The sequence below is a fragment of the Trichocoleus sp. DQ-U1 genome (assembly GCF_039961925.1).
GTDB lineage: Bacteria > Cyanobacteriota > Cyanobacteriia > Cyanobacteriales > FACHB-T130 > FACHB-T130.
This window is the reverse complement of the sequence record NZ_JAMPKB010000006.1, coordinates 125,678-144,687: the sequence shown is the minus strand read 5'-3', so window position 1 is coordinate 144,687 and position 19,010 is coordinate 125,678. Positions and strand designations below refer to the sequence as shown.

Annotated in this window: 21 protein-coding genes; 9 read left to right on the top strand and 12 right to left on the bottom strand. The window is 47.9% G+C overall.

The window, feature by feature from the left end; genetic code table 11:
* Positions 1–462: 462 nt before the first annotated feature.
* Positions 463–1,068 carry a thylakoid membrane photosystem I accumulation factor gene (locus NDI34_RS04565; RefSeq protein WP_190411379.1) on the bottom strand — a complete coding sequence of 202 codons (606 nt, stop codon included), beginning with the start codon at positions 1,066–1,068 and terminating at the stop codon, positions 463–465.
* 83 nt (positions 1,069–1,151) lie between these two features.
* On the opposite strand from NDI34_RS04565, the gene NDI34_RS04560 reads away from it, so the two are divergent.
* A complete protein-coding gene (locus tag NDI34_RS04560) occupies positions 1,152–2,021 on the top strand; it encodes a FecR family protein (protein WP_190411378.1) in 870 nt (289 codons plus the stop codon).
* Between the two features lie 96 nt (positions 2,022–2,117).
* On the opposite strand, the gene NDI34_RS04555 is transcribed toward NDI34_RS04560, so the two are convergent.
* On the bottom strand, positions 2,118–2,297 hold the full coding sequence (locus NDI34_RS04555) for a hypothetical protein (RefSeq protein WP_190429283.1): 180 nt from the start codon (positions 2,295–2,297) through the stop codon (positions 2,118–2,120).
* 345 nt (positions 2,298–2,642) lie between these two features.
* Between NDI34_RS04555 and NDI34_RS04550 the strand changes: the two genes are divergently transcribed.
* Positions 2,643–4,520 carry an adenylate/guanylate cyclase domain-containing protein gene (locus tag NDI34_RS04550; RefSeq protein WP_348231989.1) on the top strand — a complete coding sequence of 626 codons (1,878 nt, stop codon included), beginning with the start codon at positions 2,643–2,645 and terminating at the stop codon, positions 4,518–4,520.
* Between the two features lie 15 nt (positions 4,521–4,535).
* A complete protein-coding gene (locus NDI34_RS04545; protein ID WP_348231988.1) occupies positions 4,536–5,042 on the top strand; it encodes a hypothetical protein in 507 nt (168 codons plus the stop codon).
* A 31-nt stretch (positions 5,043–5,073) separates the two neighbouring features.
* On the opposite strand, the gene NDI34_RS04540 is transcribed toward NDI34_RS04545, so the two are convergent.
* Together NDI34_RS04540 and mutS are read right to left on the bottom strand one after the other, a co-directional pair.
* A complete protein-coding gene (locus NDI34_RS04540; RefSeq protein WP_190436468.1) occupies positions 5,074–5,550 on the bottom strand; it encodes a hypothetical protein in 477 nt (158 codons plus the stop codon).
* A 465-nt stretch (positions 5,551–6,015) separates the two neighbouring features.
* Positions 6,016–8,676: a DNA mismatch repair protein MutS gene (gene mutS, locus NDI34_RS04535; RefSeq protein WP_348231987.1), complete on the bottom strand. Its 2,661-nt coding sequence runs from the start codon at positions 8,674–8,676 to the stop codon at positions 6,016–6,018.
* On the opposite strand from mutS, the gene NDI34_RS04530 reads away from it, so the two are divergent.
* Positions 8,675–8,866, top strand: a complete 192-nt coding sequence (locus NDI34_RS04530; RefSeq protein ID WP_348231986.1) for a hypothetical protein — start codon at positions 8,675–8,677, stop codon at positions 8,864–8,866. The genes mutS and NDI34_RS04530 overlap by 2 nt on opposite strands.
* Here NDI34_RS04530 and NDI34_RS04525 read toward each other — a convergent pair.
* Genes NDI34_RS04525 through NDI34_RS04510 form a run of 4 tightly spaced genes read right to left on the bottom strand, consistent with a single transcriptional unit; the run spans position 8,853 to position 11,836 of the window.
* Positions 8,853–9,716, bottom strand: coding sequence for an aminotransferase class IV (locus NDI34_RS04525; RefSeq protein ID WP_348231985.1), 864 nt, complete (start codon positions 9,714–9,716; stop codon positions 8,853–8,855). The two genes, NDI34_RS04530 and NDI34_RS04525, sit on opposite strands and share 14 nt — an antisense overlap.
* Positions 9,717–9,765: 49 nt before the next feature.
* Positions 9,766–10,890, bottom strand: a complete 1,125-nt coding sequence (locus NDI34_RS04520; RefSeq protein WP_348231994.1) for an AI-2E family transporter — start codon at positions 10,888–10,890, stop codon at positions 9,766–9,768.
* A gap of 54 nt (positions 10,891–10,944) precedes the next feature.
* Entirely contained in the window at positions 10,945–11,391 is a 447-nt protein-coding gene (locus NDI34_RS04515; protein ID WP_190411372.1) for an NUDIX hydrolase, read from the bottom strand.
* The gene (locus NDI34_RS04510; RefSeq protein ID WP_348231984.1) at positions 11,381–11,836 is read right to left on the bottom strand and encodes a hypothetical protein; all 456 of its coding nucleotides are present in this window, start codon (positions 11,834–11,836) and stop codon (positions 11,381–11,383) included. Before NDI34_RS04510 ends, NDI34_RS04515 begins: the two co-directional genes overlap by 11 nt.
* A 317-nt stretch (positions 11,837–12,153) precedes the next feature.
* Between NDI34_RS04510 and folD the strand changes: the two genes are divergently transcribed.
* The 3 genes from folD (at position 12,154) to NDI34_RS04495 (ending at position 14,630) form a co-directional block, all read left to right on the top strand.
* Positions 12,154–13,029 carry a bifunctional methylenetetrahydrofolate dehydrogenase/methenyltetrahydrofolate cyclohydrolase FolD gene (folD, locus tag NDI34_RS04505; RefSeq protein ID WP_348231993.1) on the top strand — a complete coding sequence of 292 codons (876 nt, stop codon included), beginning with the start codon at positions 12,154–12,156 and terminating at the stop codon, positions 13,027–13,029.
* A gap of 146 nt (positions 13,030–13,175) precedes the next feature.
* On the top strand, positions 13,176–14,105 hold the full coding sequence (crtE, locus tag NDI34_RS04500; RefSeq protein WP_348231983.1) for a geranylgeranyl diphosphate synthase CrtE: 930 nt from the start codon (positions 13,176–13,178) through the stop codon (positions 14,103–14,105).
* A 69-nt stretch (positions 14,106–14,174) separates the two neighbouring features.
* Complete coding sequence (locus NDI34_RS04495) at positions 14,175–14,630, top strand: divergent PAP2 family protein (RefSeq protein ID WP_190428920.1); 456 nt, start codon at positions 14,175–14,177, stop codon at positions 14,628–14,630.
* 58 nt (positions 14,631–14,688) lie between these two features.
* On the opposite strand, the gene NDI34_RS04490 is transcribed toward NDI34_RS04495, so the two are convergent.
* The 4 genes from NDI34_RS04490 to NDI34_RS04475 form a co-directional block, all read right to left on the bottom strand.
* Positions 14,689–15,297 carry a hypothetical protein gene (locus NDI34_RS04490; RefSeq protein WP_348231982.1) on the bottom strand — a complete coding sequence of 203 codons (609 nt, stop codon included), beginning with the start codon at positions 15,295–15,297 and terminating at the stop codon, positions 14,689–14,691.
* A 59-nt stretch (positions 15,298–15,356) separates the two neighbouring features.
* Positions 15,357–15,686 (bottom strand): MgPME-cyclase complex family protein, encoded by a 330-nt coding sequence (locus tag NDI34_RS04485; RefSeq protein WP_190428918.1) that lies wholly within the window; start codon positions 15,684–15,686, stop codon positions 15,357–15,359.
* A gap of 94 nt (positions 15,687–15,780) precedes the next feature.
* A complete protein-coding gene (locus NDI34_RS04480) occupies positions 15,781–16,503 on the bottom strand; it encodes a pyridoxine 5'-phosphate synthase (protein WP_348231981.1) in 723 nt (240 codons plus the stop codon).
* Between the two features lie 362 nt (positions 16,504–16,865).
* Positions 16,866–17,342, bottom strand: coding sequence for a CRR6 family NdhI maturation factor (locus NDI34_RS04475; RefSeq protein WP_190411366.1), 477 nt, complete (start codon positions 17,340–17,342; stop codon positions 16,866–16,868).
* A gap of 612 nt (positions 17,343–17,954) precedes the next feature.
* On the opposite strand from NDI34_RS04475, the gene NDI34_RS04470 reads away from it, so the two are divergent.
* Entirely contained in the window at positions 17,955–18,347 is a 393-nt protein-coding gene (locus tag NDI34_RS04470; RefSeq protein WP_242028996.1) for a helix-turn-helix transcriptional regulator, read from the top strand.
* A gap of 126 nt (positions 18,348–18,473) precedes the next feature.
* A complete protein-coding gene (locus NDI34_RS04465; RefSeq protein ID WP_190411365.1) occupies positions 18,474–18,938 on the top strand; it encodes a Fur family transcriptional regulator in 465 nt (154 codons plus the stop codon).
* Positions 18,939–19,010 lie beyond the last annotated feature (72 nt).

Genomic DNA, 19,010 nt, shown 5'->3' with positions numbered 1-19,010 from the left:
CGTATTTCATTAGCTTTACTTATGAATTACCAGGGGTGAGCGTAGAAGACAGGTGAGCGAGCGCATAATTTCAGACCTCATATTACCCCAGCGACGACTTTTGCAAGAGGTCTAATGATTGCAGACGGTAAAAGACAGGCTTGAGAAAAAATCGAAGAATTCATGGTTAAGATTGCTGCTATTTGATACTCAGGTTATTGGTTCAAAACAGCACTTAACTCAATCTATAGCTAGAGATTTAATATGATTTAGATTACAGCTCAAGATAGAAGTTTAGTATTTGCACAAAACTTTGAATCACCCCTTTTGAGCAGGAATCGAGTTTTTTGCTACTGAAGAAACTGAAGAAGTGAGAGCAAACGAACACTTTGCTAAATTTGTCAAGGATTTTGTCTTGTGAGTTGAGCGATCGCGCCTGTCGGAAATTGAAACAGTCAAGATTCTCCACCCACAAAACTCCACTTACTTGGCTAACTCCGTATTAAACTCATTCACGAGTCGCCGCTTCAGCTCCACCGATTCTGAGCGAGGTAACAAGTTAAACACTTCACGGAAAACATCGTCTACTTTCTCAAACGCCACCGTACCCTTTTGGTTGAGGACAACTTCGCCCTTCTGGTTTAGCAAGACTGTTTGGGGGACGAGGCCTTCGTAGTAGTAGCCCGGTTCCGTAGGTGTAAAGTTGGATTGTACTGGAATCGAATCTACGTCGATGGGGATGAAATCAGCGGCTCGACCATAAAAAGCTTGAAGCTGCGAAACGACGATTGCGTGTTGCTTGCAATCGCTACTGTCGTCCACGTAGAACACCAACAATGCCGGTTTACCTCCTTTAAGAGAATCTGCCAATGCCACTCGCGGGGGAACCAGCGAGGCATTGCCGCCATAGAGGAGAAAAACATTCCCGTCAAAGTTGTCGTCGTTGATACCTGCTAAAGCTGATGGCGTCCCCAGCAGGCAGCTGAAAGAAACAACCAGTGTCAAGAGGCAACTCAAAAAAAACTGCCGCCAGGAACGGCGAGAAGCTGTCAGAATCCTGATTTGAAATTGTTGCAAGCGAAGAATCATACCAAAGTTGCTGTAGAAACCTTTTTTCTTTCAGTAGTCCTTAAATCGTCTTTGCGTTCACCCGTTATGGCTCCCGATTCTCTATGAAGTTCCCTGTTTTTCCAGTCACCCTACTAGGATTATCCCTGTTAGCCGGTAGCTTAGTCCTTACTTCCTTATCGTTTATCTCCGAAAGTGTTCGAGCTGCGGTTAGTCCACGCTCGATAGAAGTCAAAGAAACGAACGGTACGGTAACAACTCAAGGAAAGCCAGTGAAAGTTGGCGATCGCTTGCAGGCATCCGGTAGTCTCAGCACCAACTTCGACGCCAGTGCTGTTTTGGCGATGGAAGATGGCATCGGTACGGTTCAGGTTTCCGAAAACACCAACGTGCAAGTCAAGACTTTAAAGACAAGTAAGGATGGTAGCAAACAAACGCGCCTTTATATGGATAAGGGACAGGTCAGCGCCAAAGTACGACCTTTTACTAACCCTAACTCTAGCTTTGAAGTGGAGACGCCTGGGGGCGTTGCTGGGACGAGAGGCACAGAATTTGGCGTCACCGTCGGTTCCAATGGGAAAACTGGGCTTTCAACTATCCGAGGCAAAGTAGCCTTTAGTGCGCGAGGGAAAACTGTGTTGGTAGAGCCGGGGTATTCTGCTTTAATTGTTCCGGGACAGGCTCCAACGATTCCCAAGGTGACAACGGGTGACACGAGACTGAAATTACAGGTTCTATCGGTGACAGGCGATGGTCAAGTTAGAGTCACTGGAACGGTAGACCCAATCAATTTAGTGTTAGTGAATAATCAGATTGTGGATACGGGAGGCGAGGGACAACTCGATACGGTGGTGCCAATCCCGTCTAATCGGCAGCTGAGATTAGTCGTGCGGAATCCTTTGGGCAATCAACAAGTTTATGAATTGGAAATTCCGAATAGTGCGGGGACATCGGAGAATCCTGTGAATCAATAATTTTTATCAGATAGCCTTTTCCTCTCCTTTTTAGTCGGAAAAGACGAGGCAGCAACCCACGAATTCGCGTTCTCAATCTGAGATTGAGAACGCGAATCAATTGGCAAAATCCTCCGCACGAGTGAGGTGAAAATTCTCAAGGGCATGAGTTACTGGAGAAGTCGTCAAAGAACTTGAAAGCGCCAATACTGTGACGCGATCGCGTATCTCGTGATGCGATCGCGTTTTGTCTGAATCAAGCTTGTAGCAGTTCTCACTCTTAGTGCATATATACACACTCGTAACCTCACCCCCAACCCCTACGGTGTATACACATCTTTGATTAATTGGCAAAACGTTGATTGATCCCCCTAAATCCCCCTTAAAAAGGGGGACTTTGACTTAATTCGCCCCCCTTTTCAAGGGGGGTTGGGGGGATCAAAACGGGACTTGCAAGTTCAAGAAGACTTGTGTATACACGGTAGCCTCGTTCAAGGGGAAGGACAGGGGCGGGGTTCAACTGGACTGCATCCAAGAATAGAGAATCGCGATAAATTCAGTATTCCATCAGGGGCATTTACCATCCGGTGAGCGTGCGGAACGCTTGGGAAAAGTCCGTATGTTTCCAGGCAAGCAATCACGATGGTTGATGTTTTTGATGGAATCAACGTGTTAATCAAAAATTGGTTTAAAAAAAATCAGCGTTTTATTTCTAGCAGTCAATCAATCGTTCCGGGCGCAATGGTCGGTTTATTGTCTGTCGGGTTATGGCAGATAGGGGCATGGCAACCCCTGGAACGGCTTGTATACAGTGCGCTGTTTCAAGCTCGTAGCGCCAGTATATTACCGCAGACGAATTGGGATCGTCGGGTCGCGGTGATTGCGATTGACGATGCGAGTTTAAAGAAATACGGGAAATTTCCTTGGTCGCGCGATCGCTATGCCCAATTGTTGCAGAAGCTAGAACCAGCCTCTCCAGCAGTCATTGGTTTCGATGTGTTGTTCGTCGATCCAGGCCAAGGGGATGAGAAATTTGCCAAAGCGATCGCTAAATCTGGCAATGTCATCTTGGCAACGGCTTGGGACAATCGAGGGCAACCTCTGGAAATATTACCCGAATTAAAAAAAGCGGCACTTGGGGAAGGTCAAATTTGGCACAATCCCGACGCAGACGGCATTAGCCGACAGGCAGCCCTCTTTTTTGGCACCAAACCCGCTCTCGGTTTAGCAATGCTGCTAGAGGCACCAGAGGCGGTATCCCTGCCTCATCTGGCTGAGGTTCAGAGGCGTAAAGATGTCTGGATTAACTGGCCTGGGCCAACCCAAAATGTCTCCACCTATTCTTATGCCTCAATCATGGAAGGCAAAGTTGACGCGAAAGCCTTCGCCAACAAGTTTGTTTTAGTCGGTGTCACGGCAACCGCTATCGATCGCTTGCGATCGCCTTACAATCAAAATCCTCCTACGGCTGGAGTTTATCTCCATGCGGCGTTAATTGATAACTTGCTGAACGACAAGCTGCTGCACACGCTGCCTAAAACAACAGTAATGCTCTTGTTGTTGGGGATTGCCCCGATTACTAGCTGGCTGTTGTTAAAACAGGGAGTGTGGGCGCGAATGGCGATCGCTATTTTGTTACCGAGTGGTTGGGTAATCTTTGCCCTGAGTGCCTTCATCGACGATGGCTGGTGGTTGCCCATCGTCGCACCTGTGGGAACCGCGATCGCTGCTGGGATCGGCGTTCAGCTGCGAGAACAATATGAAAAGCAACAACTGATGAGTTTGTTTGCCAAGCACGTTGCGCCAGAAATGGCTGACCTCATTTGGCACCGGAAAGACGAAATCTTCCACAAAGGGAAGCTGCAAGCCCAAGAAATGATGGTCACGGTTTTATTTGCCGATATCCGGGGTTTTACCAGTATTTCCGAGAAACTACCGCCGGGGGAATTAATCGAGTGGCTGAACCTGTTCCTAGACGCCATGACAGATTGCATCATGGATCGTGGTGGTGTGATCGACAAATATATTGGGGATGCAATTATGGCGGTTTTCGGGATTCCGTTTTCGCACACCACGCCGGAAGAAATTCAACAGGACGCCCTAAATGCGATCGCGGCAGGAATTGCGATGCAGGAACGACTCAAAAAGCTCAACCAGCGCTTCCACAACGCTAACAAGCCTACGATTGAGATAGGGATTGGCATTCACACAGGGCCAGTGGTTGCCGGAAGTGTGGGAGGTTCCCGACGCCTGAATTATTCAGTCTTGGGGGATACCGTCAATGTTGCCGCCAGACTGGAACCGATGAATAAAGAAGTAAAAATTCACAACCCCTACCAAATGATTGTCAGTGGCAGTACATTTGCTTATGCAAGCGATCGCTATCACGGGCCTGCTGTCCGCGCCATTCAACTGCGGGGACGAGAACAGGCAACAATTATTTACTGCATCCAGGGAGAGAAGGTCAACTTGGCAGATCCAGCGGAAGCGATCGTACCCCCACTGAATATTTCAGCCTAAAGCGGCACACCCAGCGTGAAATTTCTGTTAACTTCACCGTTTAAAGAGGATTTGTGCATCTACTCGCGATTAGCAGATATCTTGATTAAACCCACTTTTACACAACCAATCACAGACAACAAACTAACAGCTAATTTTCAAACTTTTCCTAGAATCCGTAAGTTGATTATATTAGCTGCGGTTAGTTGGATTATTTGGAATTTGCAAGCGTCAAGCGTGCAAGCATCGCCCTGTTCCGAGCTGCTGAATATATCGCAAAGACCCGGTTTTAATACTCGTCAGGAAGGGAATTTAATCGTTCTGGGACGCCTGCCTAAATATCACTATGTGGTCGTGGTTCCCTCCGGAAGTGAAGCCACGCTGGAACAAGTGCGTCAGTGCGTACCCGATGCATTGATCGCCAAGTCAAATTTAGGAAATTACATTTTAGCGGGGTCATTTCCCGACCAATCCAGTGCGAAAAGTATCTATTACGCATTGCGATCGCTGAAACTAGATGCACGAATTATATACGTTCGATAGCGATCGCCAGTAACCTTCCCTACTTTCCGCTCTATTGATTGGGTGTGACGCCTTGAGCCAGCTTCACCATCGAGCCAGAGGCATTAGTGCGATAAATCCAGCGGCGTTGCCCATTCCCTACCGTGACTTGCCACCCAGGAACTTGCATCTCGGTGCAAAGCACCTCCAAGTTATTAATATCTAAGCAGTCATCAGACCAAGTTTGCGGTTGAGTTTGGACAATGTTTAGCGCCGACTTTGGCAACCCTGAATGTTGAGACACGTCCTGCAAAACCGCATTCTGAACCGATGTTAATAAACTAACCCCAGAACGAGGATTTGAAATCGTAACTTTGCGATTTGGGAGCGTTAGTGTAGCGGTCAAAGATAAAATGCCCGTCAACACCAAAGCCTGAACAATTAGACTTAGCTGGCTAGCCTTTTGAGCGATAGTTTCTGTGGGAGAGGCAGGGGTAGTAACTTCTTCCATAGCAAACATTGACAGGGGTGCTGTTATTACAAAGGGCATTAATTGTATTGGTAGAATATGCACCCAGATGCTTATAATTTCCGGAAAAAGTTAAAGGTTCCGGCAAATTAAGTATGAATTGACTTGCAGATTGCTTTTCCCTAATTCCTGAAGCGAGCCTTCTCGTTAATGCTGCGAATCTCCTTTTGGAGATGCCACCTTTCGGAACGCTAACTTGTTTAGAGTTGCTACGAAAAGTGCTAATGCGTACTGGTTGATAGGAATTCAGACACTAACACCCTGCAAATAAGTTCCCTAATTAATCTTTTTTTAGTAGAACTACGGTGCCCGATCCCTAATACTAATGTGCGCCCTCTAGGTGCCTAAATGAAACCCAGAAACTACTGAATTGTTAGCAATTTTGTATAAAGATTTACTGATTTCAGTCCCGCTTGATTATTTATCAAGTGGACTGAGTATGGGGAAAATAATCTTGTCAAAAAAACAGAAGTATGCATTTCCTCCCTAGAAGGTAGATGATTCCTCTACCTGCCCGCCTTGGCGCAGCCCGATAGCAATTTTGCTATGCTTTTCAATTTGGCTCATCACCTGCTTGGCGCGTTGAATCACGGGTGCAGGTAAACCTGCTAGCCGCCCTGCTTCGATGCCATAGGAACGGTCAGCGCCTCCCGGTTGCACCTGATGCAAAAAGATAATCTGGTCGGGTAACTCCTTCACCGTCACCTGGTAATTTGCCACATTCGGCAAAATCGAAGCAAGTTCGTTCAATTCGTGGTAATGAGTGGCAAAAATCGTCCGCGAGCGAATTTCACTGGCAAGATACTCCGCCACCGCCCAAGCAATCGAGAGACCATCAAATGTTGCCGTCCCCCGACCAATCTCATCTAAGAGTACCAGAGACTTCGCCGTTGCGTGATTGAGAATATTTGCTGTCTCATTCATCTCCACCATAAAAGTAGATTGACCCGTCGCCAAATCATCTACCGCACCGACACGAGTAAAAACGCGATCGCATATTCCCAAAGTCGCCGCCCTAGCTGGCACAAAACTACCAATTTGTGCCATCAACTGAATTAACCCCACCTGCCGCAAATAGCAACTCTTCCCACTCGCATTCGGACCCGTCAAAATAATTAAATCCGGTCTTTCTTCTACCCCCCTGATTCCCCCCGCAAGCGGGGTGAGGTTCTCCCTCTCCGCTTGCGGGGAGGGCTGGGGTGGGGTTAACTCCCCCCTCCCCAACCCAGTCGAATTCGGCACAAAAAACCCAGGTGGCAAAGACTGCTCAACCACCGGATGACGCCCATCAATAATCCGAATTTCCCGACCTTCCACCATCTGAGGGCAGGAATAACCCTGATAAACCGCCACCTCAGCCAAACCACACAACACATCAGCCGCCGCCACCGCACGAGAAATCGTGCGAATTTGTTCTGCGTATTGCCCCACCTCTTCTCTTAAAGAAGTGAAAATCTCATATTCCAGGCGATTTAAGTCATCCCGCGCCGTCAAAATCCGCGCTTCTCTCTCCTTCAACTCCGGAGTAATATAGCGTTCCTCATTCGTCAGCGTTTGCTTGCGGATGTAGTTATCCGGAACTTGGTCAGCTTTAGTGCGAGAGATGCTGATGTAGTAGCCAAATGTCTTATTAAAGCCCACCTTCAGCGTGGAAATCCCGGTTCGCGCCTTCTCCGTCACCTCCAAATTCGCCACCCATTGCTGATCCTCTTGGGCAAGACTTCGCATTTCATCCAACTGGACATTCACATTGGGGCGAATCAAACCGCCTTCCTTGATATGGATGGGAGGCGCGTCTACCAAATGGGCGCTGAGTCTCTTTGCCAGTTGTTCCAATTCCGGCGGCACCTTCTGCAAAGCTCTCATAAACGGAGAGTAAGCATCCGCCACCAGTTCCGCTAATTCCGGCAATTTTGCCAGAGAATCCGCTAAAGCAACTAAATCCTTCGCATTCGCCGTGCCGGAACCAGCGCGACCCGTTAGCCGTTCTAAATCGTAAATTTGCCGCAACAATTGGCGCAAATCTTGCCGCAAGAAGCTATTTTCGACTAATTCTTGAATCGTATCTTGCCGCGCTGCAATGCCTTTGATATCCAGTAGCGGTTGCAGCAACCACCGCCGCAAGGCACGTCCCCCCATCGCTGTGCTAGTTCTATCCAACGCCCAAAGCAGGGAACCGTGAAAGGTGCCATCCCGCACCGTTTGCGTAATTTCTAGATTGCGGCGGGTTTGGTGGTCAAGAATTAGATAATCGCTGAGGGTGTAGGTGCGGAGGAACTGGAGAGGAACGAGGTTTTCTTTCTGGGTGTCTTCTAAATATTCCAGCAAACCACCCGCAGCGCGGACAGCCAGGGGGAGGTGTTCGCAACCGAGTCCTTCCAGACTTCGCACTTTAAACCGCTGCAATAATCGATGTCTCGATTCACCCGCAGTAAAAGGAGTTTGCGCTCGCAATGCATAACAAAAAGATGGCGGTAAACAACTGGGCAAATGCTCGGAAGTCTCCCCCGGTCGCAGCAAACTGCCTAAATCTGGCGCATTCGTTGGCACCAAAACTTCAGAAGGCTGCAAACGCATCAATTCTTGCGTCAAATGCTCTAATTCGCTCGATTGAGTAGTTAGAAATTCCCCAGTAGAAATATCTGCATAAGCTAAACCCCAATGATTCCCGGCAATCACCACCGCCGCCAGGTAATTATTGCGACGCGCATTCAGCATCCCTTCTTCCAGCAACGTACCGGGGGTGAGAATCCGCGTCACTTCCCGCTTCACCAGCTTTCCAGGGTCAGTATCGGCGGAGTCTTCTACCTGATCGCAGATCACCACCGCATATCCCTTCTCCACCAGCTGAGTCGTGTAGCGTTCCCAAGCATGGTGCGGCACTCCCGTCATCGGCACCCGACCAATTTCTCCCGCTTGCTTGCTGGTGAGGACAAGTTCTAATTCTCTCGATACAGCGATCGCATCCTGAAAAAAGGTTTCAAAGAAGTCTCCCACCCGGTACAGCAGCAGCGCATGAGGATACTTATCCTTCACTTCTACGTAATGGTGGTACATCTTACTCAGCTTGCTGCGATCCACCAGTCGTGAGTCAGCGTTACGGATTTTGGGTTCGGTCGGGGTAGATGCCGAGTCAGGAACGTTCATGGAAAGTCAGTGCTACGCCGTGGTCTTTAATGACTTTACCGCACGTATCTCTTGCCGTTGTTTGCAGTTTGTTAACCTGAAATCTTGTACTGAACGTCTTCACCCGCCAGGGGATGTAGAGGCGCAATTAATCGTGTCTCCACAAAAGGAAGTTTGCGAGATGCTAAAAATCGTTCCTATTGGTGCGTAATTTCGCGAAATTCCTTCAAAAAACGTCGAAATACAGGATGATTTGCCGAATCATATTCATAAGGATGAATACTTGCTAATGGCTTCAATTCCATCATCGTCGCAGCCAGGAAAGCACCCTCAAAATTCCCTAATTCCTCCGGTCGCACATCCCGTTCAACCACTTCAAGTCCTAATTCCCCGGCAATATCAAGCAGTGTAGCGCGGGTGATACCAGGGAAAATATTCGGAGTCAGTGCAGGCGTAATTACTCTATCCTCTTGCAGAAGAAAAAGATTAGCCACTGCCGCTTCAGTAATTCTGCCTTGTTGGTCAAGCAAAATAGCCTCATTAAATCCAGCCACTTCAGCAGCGCGACGAGCTAAATAACTGTTTACATAAGTTCCACAGAGTTTCCACGCCACTGGAATTGCATTACCAGAAACTCGTTCATAAGGGGAAATGTGGCAAGTCAGAGATTTATCAACATCCCGTGGAATCGTCACTGCCAAGATGGTCACATCGACCGGCATTGTATCGTTAAAGTTCAGTTGAGGCACCGAGCGATAAACAATCGGTCGAATATAGTAATTTGTTGCCGGAACTGCCTCTAAAAGTGCCAAAATACCTGCTTTCAGGTCTTCGTTCGACCAAGAAAAACCCAAACCAATATGTGTAGAACCATTGCGAAGACGGTCTAAATGTGAATCTAAGCGATGAATGTAATAGCGATCGCAATTCCAATAAGCCATGATCCCATCAAAAACGCCGATACCTAAATGCAGAGAATGGCTAGCAATAGAAGGCGCAGCATTTTCCCGTTCAACTAACTTTCCGTTGTGCCAAACTATCGGCGTTGCTTCAAGAAACATTTATTAGTCTTGCCTTCTCAAGCGGCATTTGTACCAATTAAAACAGTCATCAACTCCCGGCATCACTCGCTAAGCTCTTAGACGCTATGACGGGCGAAACATTTAAGGATGTAGGTTCAGATTCAATCTCCTCTATCTCGTTCCATTTGCCGTCGCGCAAGCTATCTGCGGTACTTTTGATAAAACTCGCTAAAGGTACGGCAATTAATAACCCCAATAGCCCTCCCAGCTTCGCTCCTATCAACAGCGAAAGCAAAATCCAAACAGGATTTAAGCCAGTAAAACCACCTAAAATGCGAGGCGCGATGAAATTAGCATTGATTTGATCGATAGCGGCGGCTACAGCTAACACTTCCACCCCTAGCCAAAAATTTTGTAATGCTACTAGCAGACTAACAATGCTGATACCGATTCCGGCACCAAAGGGAAAAAGAGCCAAAAAACCAATTGCAATTCCAAACAATAATCCTAACGGCACTCGCAAAGCCAGAAATGCCAGCGTGATCACACATCCGCTCCAAGCAGCGAACGTCGCCTGACCGATAAAATAATTGTGGAAATCTTCGCGGAGAGCTTGCCTTACTTGGGAACTAAAGCTAGCCGGAAACCACTTAAAAATTCCGTCCCAGAGACGATCTCCATTTAATATTAGATAGAAAGTTAGAACCACTGTTAGCAGAACATTGACAGCAGTGCCAATCGTATCAAAGGCAAAATTAAGAATTCTACCCGTTACGTTTTGAAGTTGACTGGATAATCGGTCTGTTAGTTGAGTAACGATTCCGCCTAAATTAATCGGAAGTTGCTGAGTTTCAGCCCAAATTTGAAAAGCTTGGAGTTGTTGCCTCCCCGAATCAATCCAACTAGGCAATATATTAGCTAGTTCGTTGAGCTGTTGCCAAATGATCGGAACTAAGGTAAGTCCCAAACCTACCAAAATTAGCAACGCCACTAGGGAAACAGCGACGACCGCATTGTTCCGTTTAACTTTTTGTTGCTGTAAAAACCGGATAGGATAATCTAATACAAAAGCCAGCAAGAGTGCGGCAACAAAAACGTTAACTAGAGGTTGAAAATATTGCAACACGAGTAGCAATAGCCAACCATTGAGAACAGCGAGGGGAAATGCCAATCCTAAAACGACCCATCGCGGTAATTTGTTTGCTGATTGCATCATGTTGAGATTTTGAAATCGGGATTCATAACAACTAAAAAGTTATGCTTCTGGCTACACAGTCAATTGAGGAAACTTGTCCATAAAATCCAGTAAAATTTTTTGGTGAGGAGTGCCTAACGGTCGTACTTGCCTAGCTTTTTCAGAGTAACCCTCGCCGCGTTGAATTTCTTCAGGCGTTAATAAATCCATATCCCAACCTTCTCCTAGCACTAGCTGGTTAAGTTCCACGGGAAGCGGTGCCTGATAGACATGGCGAAGAACGTAGGTATCGGGATAATAGCCAAATAATGATAACGCGGGCGGTGTATAGCCGATTTCCTCCAGCAGTTCCCGCTTGATGGCTTCTTCTGGGGTTTCTCCTGGTTCGAGGTGCCCGCCAAAAAATGCCCAGTGTCCGGGGTAGAGAATACCGGGGATGTTGTCGCGCAGCTGGAGGAGAAATTTGCCGTGGCGATAGAGGATGGCGATCGCTACCTCAACAATTGGTTTATTGTTCATAGCTTCCTTCCGGTAGTAAAGGCGCTCCCTTCTTCGCTGGCTTCCGCTCTAGCTGTTCCTGCTGCTGAAGAAAAACTTCTCCTAAATCTTTCCCTGCGAAGGGAATGCTTTGATACTGTACTTTCCCCTTGATTAAAACTTCATCTCCTCTATCGGGGAGATTCTGGCTGGTGAAAACCCATATTTTTCCCGTCGCATCTCGCAACTCATAAGCGCCGCTTCCCACAAAAGGCGCTTGAGATGCTACCTTGCCTTCCAAATAAACCGTTGGGTTGCCCTCATAACTCTGTTGAAGATCGCTGATACTGGTGATCGGGACACTGCGGTTGTTAAACAGACCCAATCCAGACTGAGCCACATGACCGCAGCCGAACAACCCACCCAAAAGTAGCGTGGTGGTGCTGAATTGCAATACCCGGATTTTGACTGACCTCATATCTTGCATCGGGGAAATCTCAAGTTTCTCACTATTTCGGTATTAATACTTATCCCTATCCAGATGGCTCTGACTGGTACAAATATAGTGAATCTTCCAAAGATTTACAGTCGGGCAGGACTGTCTCAAATAAGATTAAACGCAAACAAGGCGAAGGAAATCGCCCTGCGATGCAGCTACAAGGCAAACGGAAAAACGCGATCGCGTTACTTTTCTCTCATTATCCTTTGGCAGTAAGGGTGGGAAATCTGCGAAACTATCCTATGACAGATGCGCTCTGTTTCATCCCCAAAGAACGAATTCCTGCCCATATTCCTGACACCACAATGGACGAATCAATCGCCCAACTATTAGACGGTAAAGCCCTCGCTGAACGAATTTACGGACAGCTACAAGAGCAAATTCAGCAAATACAAGCCAATGCGGGACGCCCGCCGGGACTCGCAGTGCTGATGGTTGGCGATAATCCAGCCAGCGCTGCTTACGTGCGGAATAAAGAACGCGCCTGTGCCAAAGTCGGGATTGCCTCCTATGGTTCCCATTTCCCGACGGAAACGACCGCTTCAGAACTAGAGCAAGTCATTCAAAACCTGAATCAAGATGAGCGGGTTGATGGAATTCTCGTTCAGCTGCCCCTACCCGACCACCTAGACGCCGTTTCCCTGCTGCATCAAATCGATCCCGATAAAGACGCCGATGGGCTGCATCCCCTGAACTTGGGGCGGCTGGTGCGCTCTGAAGCTGGTTTACGCAGTTGCACGCCAGGCGGAGTCATGCGCCTGTTGCAGGAATACCAGATTGATGTGAAGGGAAAACAGGCAGTGGTGGTGGGGCGGAGTATCCTCGTGGGCAAGCCGTTGGCTTTGATGCTCTTAGACGCAGACGCCACCGTTACCATCGCCCACTCGCGATCGCACGATCTCCCAGCCATTACCCGCAGCGCTGATATTCTGTTGGCAGCCGTGGGGCGTCCAGCGCTGATTACCGCCGAGATGGTCAAACCTGGCGCTGTCGTCATTGATGTTGGCATCAATCGCGTCACCGACGACGCCGGTAATTCTCGTTTAGTGGGAGATGTCCACTTTGATTCCGTCAAAAAGGTCGCGCAGTTTATCACCCCAGTTCCCGGCGGGGTTGGCGCGATGACCGTCGCCATGCTGCTGCAAAATACAGTCTGGAGCTACAGCCAGCGCTATCTCTAGTTTTGATTGAATGAAGACGGTTTGAGGCACGAGGATTCTGGACGAATTCCATCACTTAACACCGATCGCTCATAATTCGTAACTTTTTGTGACCCAAAGCCCCGTAAAATTGTTACGGAAACGACTGTGCTACAAGGAATCACGGGATGTTAGCGACAGATGACCTTCATGCTCCCAAAGGTAAATCAGCGACCTTTGACCTTTCAACCTACCTGACTCAACAACAGGCTCTGGTAGAAGCAGCTCTGGATAGTTCCCTCCCAGTCACGTATCCAGAGAAAATTTATGAGGCGATGCGCTACTCGCTTTTGGCTGGAGGCAAGCGCCTGCGTCCGATTCTTTGCCTTGCCAGCTGCGAACTGGCTGGAGGCACCCTAGAAATGGCGATGCCAACTGCCTGCGCCCTGGAGATGGTTCATACCATGTCCTTGATTCACGATGACTTACCGGCGATGGATAACGACGACTACCGGCGGGGCAAATTGACCAACCATAAGGTTTATGGTGAAGATATTGCCATTCTGGCTGGCGATGGTCTACTGACATACGCCTTTGAGTTCATTGCCTCAAATACCCAGAACGTACCGGCAGAGCGAGTTTTGCAGGTGATTGCTCAGTTAGCCAAAGCAGTTGGTGCTGCCGGATTGGTGGGCGGTCAAGTCGTTGACTTGGAATCTGAAGGAAAGCCGGATATTCAGGAAGAAACGCTCACTTTCATTCATACCCACAAAACAGGGGCGCTACTAGAAGCTTGTGTGGTCTGCGGCGCGATTTTAGCGGGAGCAGAATTGGAAACCTTACAACGAATGTCTCGCTATGCCCAAAATATTGGGTTGGCGTTTCAGATTGTGGATGACATTTTGGATATCACGGCGACTCAGGAGGAGTTGGGGAAAACTGCTGGGAAAGACATCCAAGCCCAAAAGGCAACTTACCCGCGGCTTTGGGGACTTGAGGAATCAAAAGTTAAGGCTCAGCAACTGATTGACGCCGCCAAAGGAGAACTGGCAACCTTTGGAGAAAAAGCTAATCCCCTGATTGCGATCGCAGATTTCATTACTACTCGCACTCACTAGAAAATACGCCCCTCACTCCTAAACGCTCCTACTTGCAATGCTGCTCGCTTTTACCCAACGCAAAACAAAATGCAGGAATTTGCCCACATCCTAGAAAACCATGTGCTACTGGTTGCGACCGTAGCTTGTTTAATCGCTCAAGCATCCAAGCTGATCATCGACTTAGCCCAACATGGCAAGGTGAATGTGCGCGTCTTAGTCACCACTGGCGGGATGCCAAGCGCTCATTCAGCATTGGTAACAGCGCTGGCAACCGGCATTGGACAAACGGTGGGATGGGACAGTATTGAATTTGCGCTTGCCACCATTTTTGCCGTTATCGTCATGTACGATGCCGCTGGCGTCCGTCAGGCTGCGGGTAAGCAAGCTCGCATTCTGAACCAAATTATCGATGAGCTATTTCAAGAACATCACAAGTTTAACGAAGACCGTCTCAAGGAGTTACTGGGACATACGCCGTTTCAGGTGATTGTGGGTTCAGCACTCGGCATCGCTGTCTCCTGCTTAGCAGGGCCAGCGTATTAGCGATTGGTCATTAGTGATTAGCGAGTGACCAGGACTAATGACCGATCGCTACCATTGGCTATCTACTCACTACTGACGATCTGAGCAGTGTCACTCGGCGGCTATCGACTAGCATTACCAAAAAACCGCGATCGCTCAACCTTCTTAAAGCCGAATTTGCCTCATTTGAATTGGTTGTGTAAACCGCCAGTAAATAAGGACGTTGGACATAGGAAACCAAGCCAACATCGCGACCCAACATCTGCCGTACTTGAGCCGCTACTTCCGGTTTGCTTGAATAATCCACCAACACCGCATAACCAGAACCGAGTGCCTGCGGTTTATAGGTGGGTGCATTTGGATTTGCCGGTGCCTCTGGAGGTCGGAGAACGAAAGCCGATAGCCCAACAATCTCATTCAGATAACGTGCCCAACCGTTGGCATCTTCCACGCTCCTGAAGCCACCAATCCGCGTCATCGTATCTTCAAGATATTTACAAGTTGACGTACTTGTGTTGTTAGGCAACGTTCGTTGGATTTGCTCTTGACTTTCCCTCGTTTGGCTTCCTACTAATACCAAATACTCGCCTTGGGGAGGCGGCTGGCAAGTGGGAGGCGACGATTGAGCAGACGCAACTGCACCCGGCAAAAGAAAAAAGGCAAAAGGCAAAAGAAAGATTTTTTTCATGTTTTCAGTTTTTCCTTTTTGCTTTTTTCCTTAATTTTTAACTGTTTACTTTTGCCTTCTCAGGAAACGGATGCGAGGGACGCAAGTGGATTAGGGATACTTTGGGAAGGTGCCTGAAATTCCCCGCTCAGCACAAACTCTAACCGCAGCTTTAACCAGGTAATAAATTGGGAATTCGTAGAAATGACTGCCACAGCAGGTTGAGGGCACTGAGCCTTAATTGCTGCCATTTCCGGTGCCTCTAAAAATGCCGGTTGCTTGACTAGCCAAAAATCAATTTCTTTTTCTTGTTCGTGGTAGTTACGGGTACGCTCTTTGAGGACTTCATCCAAGGGTTCTTCTTCAAGTAAAAAGCGTTGGCTAGCCAGAACGTAGTAGTAATTTTGCATCTTAATAGGTTGTTAATGGGTAATGGGTTGTTAGCAATCGGTGATGAGTCATTAGCGAGTGACTGAAGACTCATCACTCATGACACTTCAGTTGTTACCAATGACCGAACATTGCTTGTTTCATCTCTCGAACGGCTCGTTCTATTCCGACAAGAGCTGCTCGACTAATAATGGTATGACCAATATTGAGTTCTTCCATCCCTTCAAGGCAAGCAACAGGGTAAACGTTCCAGTAGGTAAGACCGTGACCGGCGTTGATCCGGATGCCAGCAGCACGCGCTTGCTCGCATCCTTTGGCTAACACGGCTAATTCCTTCTCTCGACTGGCTTCATCTGCTGCTTCGGCATAGCAACCCGTGTGCAGTTCAATGAACTTCGCCTTAATAATCGCAGCTGCCATAATCTGACCGGGATCGGCGTCGATGAACAAGCTGACGGGGATTCCGGCGTCTTGCAACTTTGTCACCATTTCCCCAATTCGGTCGATTTGACTGGAAACATCCAATCCGCCTTCTGTCGTCACTTCTTCGCGTTTTTCGGGCACGAGGGTGACGTAATCGGGTTTGATGTCGAGAGCGATCGCGACCATTTCGTCGGTGGGTGCCATCTCTAAATTTAAATGAGTCCGCACTGTCTGCCGCAGTAATCGCACATCCCGGTCTTGAATATGCCGCCGGTCTTCCCGCAGATGCACCGTGATCCCATCGGCACCGGCAAGTTCTGCCAGCACCGCTGCTGCCACCGGATCTGGTTCTACTGTCCGTCGTGCCTGCCGAATGGTGGCAATGTGATCGATATTGACGCCAAGTGTAGGCAACGGAACCTCTCCCAATGTTTTAGAGTCTTCCGCAATTGATTTTAACCTGAAACGCTGGAAGGCTATCTTTAAAAAGGAGTTAGGACTGAGGACTGAGGGCTGAGGAGTTAGGAGTTAGGACTGAGGACTGAGGCTGAGGGCTGAGGAGTGAGTGAAAGACGGCTGAGGAGTTAGGAGTTTAGGATTGAGGGCTGAGGAGTGAGTGAAAGACGGCTGAGGAGTTAGAAGTTAGGCTGATCTGCTATCTATGTATCTATAGCAATAGTAATCCCATGTTAGTTGTGAGATACCAGTGGTTTAGATCCCCGACTTCTTAGAGAAGTCGGGGATCTCGCTTTCACGAAGCATTTAGGACGGCTATATCAGCCGATTAACTCAAAGAAGGCATCATCCAGCTCATAGCCCAGCATTTTAGCCATTGACTTTACACGAGAGGTACTGGGGATTCCCATCTGCTTCATCCATTGTGTCAGGACAAAGATTTTTTGCATCACAAAAATCTCTAGGGCTTCGGGATTGTACTCAATCCCTTCTGTCCGATTGAACTGGTGTGGCACGAGCATAGCAGTGTAGCGGGCGAGTTCACCGGATTTCCAATCCAGCAGAAAGGGCATCCAGGGATATTGGGCATCTAAGCGAATAAACCATAGACGGACTTCTGGGATTTCGGAGAGTTCTCGTGGATCTTCCGGTTCGCGGGGATAGTCAATCTCAAAACGCAGTTGCTGTTCCGAGGATGCGATCGCTCCCTCTTGGAGCAACTTTTCGATCGCCGACTGCACCGGCGACAGATCCAGAGTTTGAATTAAGTCAGAATTGAGCGCGATTGCTGTCGTCATTGAACCATTCTTAAGGTGACACACTTTGAATGCCGACAATAGCGCTGGCTAGCGCTGGCTTCTCTCTCCATTGTTGCAGCCTTGCTCCGTCACGTCAGTCCCGGCTCTAAATTAGTTGTCCCACGCTTTGTATCGGGCTAGCGACAATTCGCTTGATGTCTCTTGATAGCCTTTCCAGCGTCATTTCCCTTTTTGACCAGGGTAGAAAGGAGCTTTAGCTGTAAGATGTCGTTAGCTTTTTGTTATCCACGCTGTTATAACTGCGTTAACAGACATTTTGTTTGGCGACATCCACTCAGCGCGATCGCACTTAATCTCACTTAATCGCACTTTAGTCTTATATTCTTTCAGCAACCATACGGCGTACAGGTTTGCAATCTTTACAATACAGGCAACTTGAGGCTTCGCTTCCAGGTTTTTCAGCATAGAACAAATACGATGCATTCAGCAAAAAATCTGGGGGATTCATCCATCTCCGAAATCCATCTCAATTTTCCTGTAGCAGCACTATGTCAGGAAGTAAGTATTTTCCACAAGGCTTTGTGAAGATTTGATAAAGATCGGGCATCTACTCCTGATACTTTGCGTGAAATTACGAGTTCTGATCGTTAAATGAAAACCAAAGAACAAGGAGAGGCAATGATCCCCCAAGAAATGCTCAAGCACCTTGTAGAACAAGTTGATTCTGTTAGTCCATCCAAAGGGATTCAAAAATCTGAGCAGACGGTGGATGAAGTAATCTTTGAATCTGATGTTGACGGAACCCACTATTATTTGGTGCGTTGTCGCCCCAAGTCAGAACGCGGGATTAGCCTCAGCCCCCAAGAACAGCGGATTGCCCGATTGGTCGCACAGGGTCTTCCCAACAAGTGTATTGGGAATCAGCTGGGCATTACCCATTGGACAGTTGCTACCTATTTACGCCGGATTTTTGGCAAGTTAGGTGTCACTTCTAGAACCGCCATGATCGCCCGCCTTCTAGAAGAAAATTTACTGCAACAATAGAATCAATTAACCGGCTGCACTCGATAGTGCTGTCCTAGAATATTGGGACGGTGGACATTCCGAGAATAGCTAGGTTAAAGTGGAAATGAGTTTGGATTAGCAGGCAAGCGTGTCAAAGTCTAAAGTATGCAAAAAGAAGCGGCAGCGGTTAAACCTATTCGCTCGTTAGAGGATGCCTTAAATCGGTGTCAAGCGCTGGGTATGCGCGTGAGCCGTCAACGCCGCTTCATTCTGGAATTGCTGTGGCAAGCGAAAGAACACCTGTCGGCGCGAGAAATTTATGACCGCTTGAACCACCAAGGTAAGGACATCGGTCATACATCCGTGTATCAAAATTTAGAAGCGCTATCGGTTCAAGGCATTATTGAGTGTATTGAGCGTGCGGATGGTCGTTTGTACGGCAATATCAGCGACGCTCACAGCCACGTAAACTGTCTGGATACCAATCAGATTTTGGATGTTTATGTAGAACTGCCTGAAACCCTGCTTAAAGAAATTGAACAACAAACAGGGGTTCGGATTAGTGAATATTGCATTAATTTCTACGGGTACAAATTACCGGAATCTGGGTCTCAAGCGGAGAACGGGTAATCAGTAGACGGTAGAATCCACTTTTTAACACCGATTGCTGCTATATCAATAATTTTTTAAACCGTTTGTAGG

Coding starts and splice junctions, on each gene's coding strand:
- NDI34_RS04475 (WP_190411366.1), bottom strand. CDS start 17,342: ATGACGACAGCAATCGCGCTCAATTCTGACTTAATTCAAACTCTGGAT.
- NDI34_RS04520 (WP_348231994.1), bottom strand. CDS start 10,890: ATGCAATCAGCAAACAAATTACCGCGATGGGTCGTTTTAGGATTGGCA.
- folD (WP_348231993.1), top strand. CDS start 12,154: ATGGACGAATCAATCGCCCAACTATTAGACGGTAAAGCCCTCGCTGAA.
- NDI34_RS04465 (WP_190411365.1), top strand. CDS start 18,474: ATGCAAAAAGAAGCGGCAGCGGTTAAACCTATTCGCTCGTTAGAGGAT.
- NDI34_RS04490 (WP_348231982.1), bottom strand. CDS start 15,297: ATGAAAAAAATCTTTCTTTTGCCTTTTGCCTTTTTTCTTTTGCCGGGT.
- NDI34_RS04565 (WP_190411379.1), bottom strand. CDS start 1,068: ATGATTCTTCGCTTGCAACAATTTCAAATCAGGATTCTGACAGCTTCT.
- NDI34_RS04540 (WP_190436468.1), bottom strand. CDS start 5,550: ATGCCCTTTGTAATAACAGCACCCCTGTCAATGTTTGCTATGGAAGAA.
- NDI34_RS04550 (WP_348231989.1), top strand. CDS start 2,643: ATGGTTGATGTTTTTGATGGAATCAACGTGTTAATCAAAAATTGGTTT.
- mutS (WP_348231987.1), bottom strand. CDS start 8,676: ATGAACGTTCCTGACTCGGCATCTACCCCGACCGAACCCAAAATCCGT.
- NDI34_RS04525 (WP_348231985.1), bottom strand. CDS start 9,716: ATGTTTCTTGAAGCAACGCCGATAGTTTGGCACAACGGAAAGTTAGTT.
- NDI34_RS04560 (WP_190411378.1), top strand. CDS start 1,152: ATGAAGTTCCCTGTTTTTCCAGTCACCCTACTAGGATTATCCCTGTTA.
- NDI34_RS04495 (WP_190428920.1), top strand. CDS start 14,175: ATGCAGGAATTTGCCCACATCCTAGAAAACCATGTGCTACTGGTTGCG.
- NDI34_RS04510 (WP_348231984.1), bottom strand. CDS start 11,836: ATGCAAGATATGAGGTCAGTCAAAATCCGGGTATTGCAATTCAGCACC.
- NDI34_RS04530 (WP_348231986.1), top strand. CDS start 8,675: ATGGAAAGTCAGTGCTACGCCGTGGTCTTTAATGACTTTACCGCACGT.
- NDI34_RS04515 (WP_190411372.1), bottom strand. CDS start 11,391: ATGAACAATAAACCAATTGTTGAGGTAGCGATCGCCATCCTCTATCGC.
- crtE (WP_348231983.1), top strand. CDS start 13,176: ATGTTAGCGACAGATGACCTTCATGCTCCCAAAGGTAAATCAGCGACC.
- NDI34_RS04470 (WP_242028996.1), top strand. CDS start 17,955: ATGAAAACCAAAGAACAAGGAGAGGCAATGATCCCCCAAGAAATGCTC.
- NDI34_RS04485 (WP_190428918.1), bottom strand. CDS start 15,686: ATGCAAAATTACTACTACGTTCTGGCTAGCCAACGCTTTTTACTTGAA.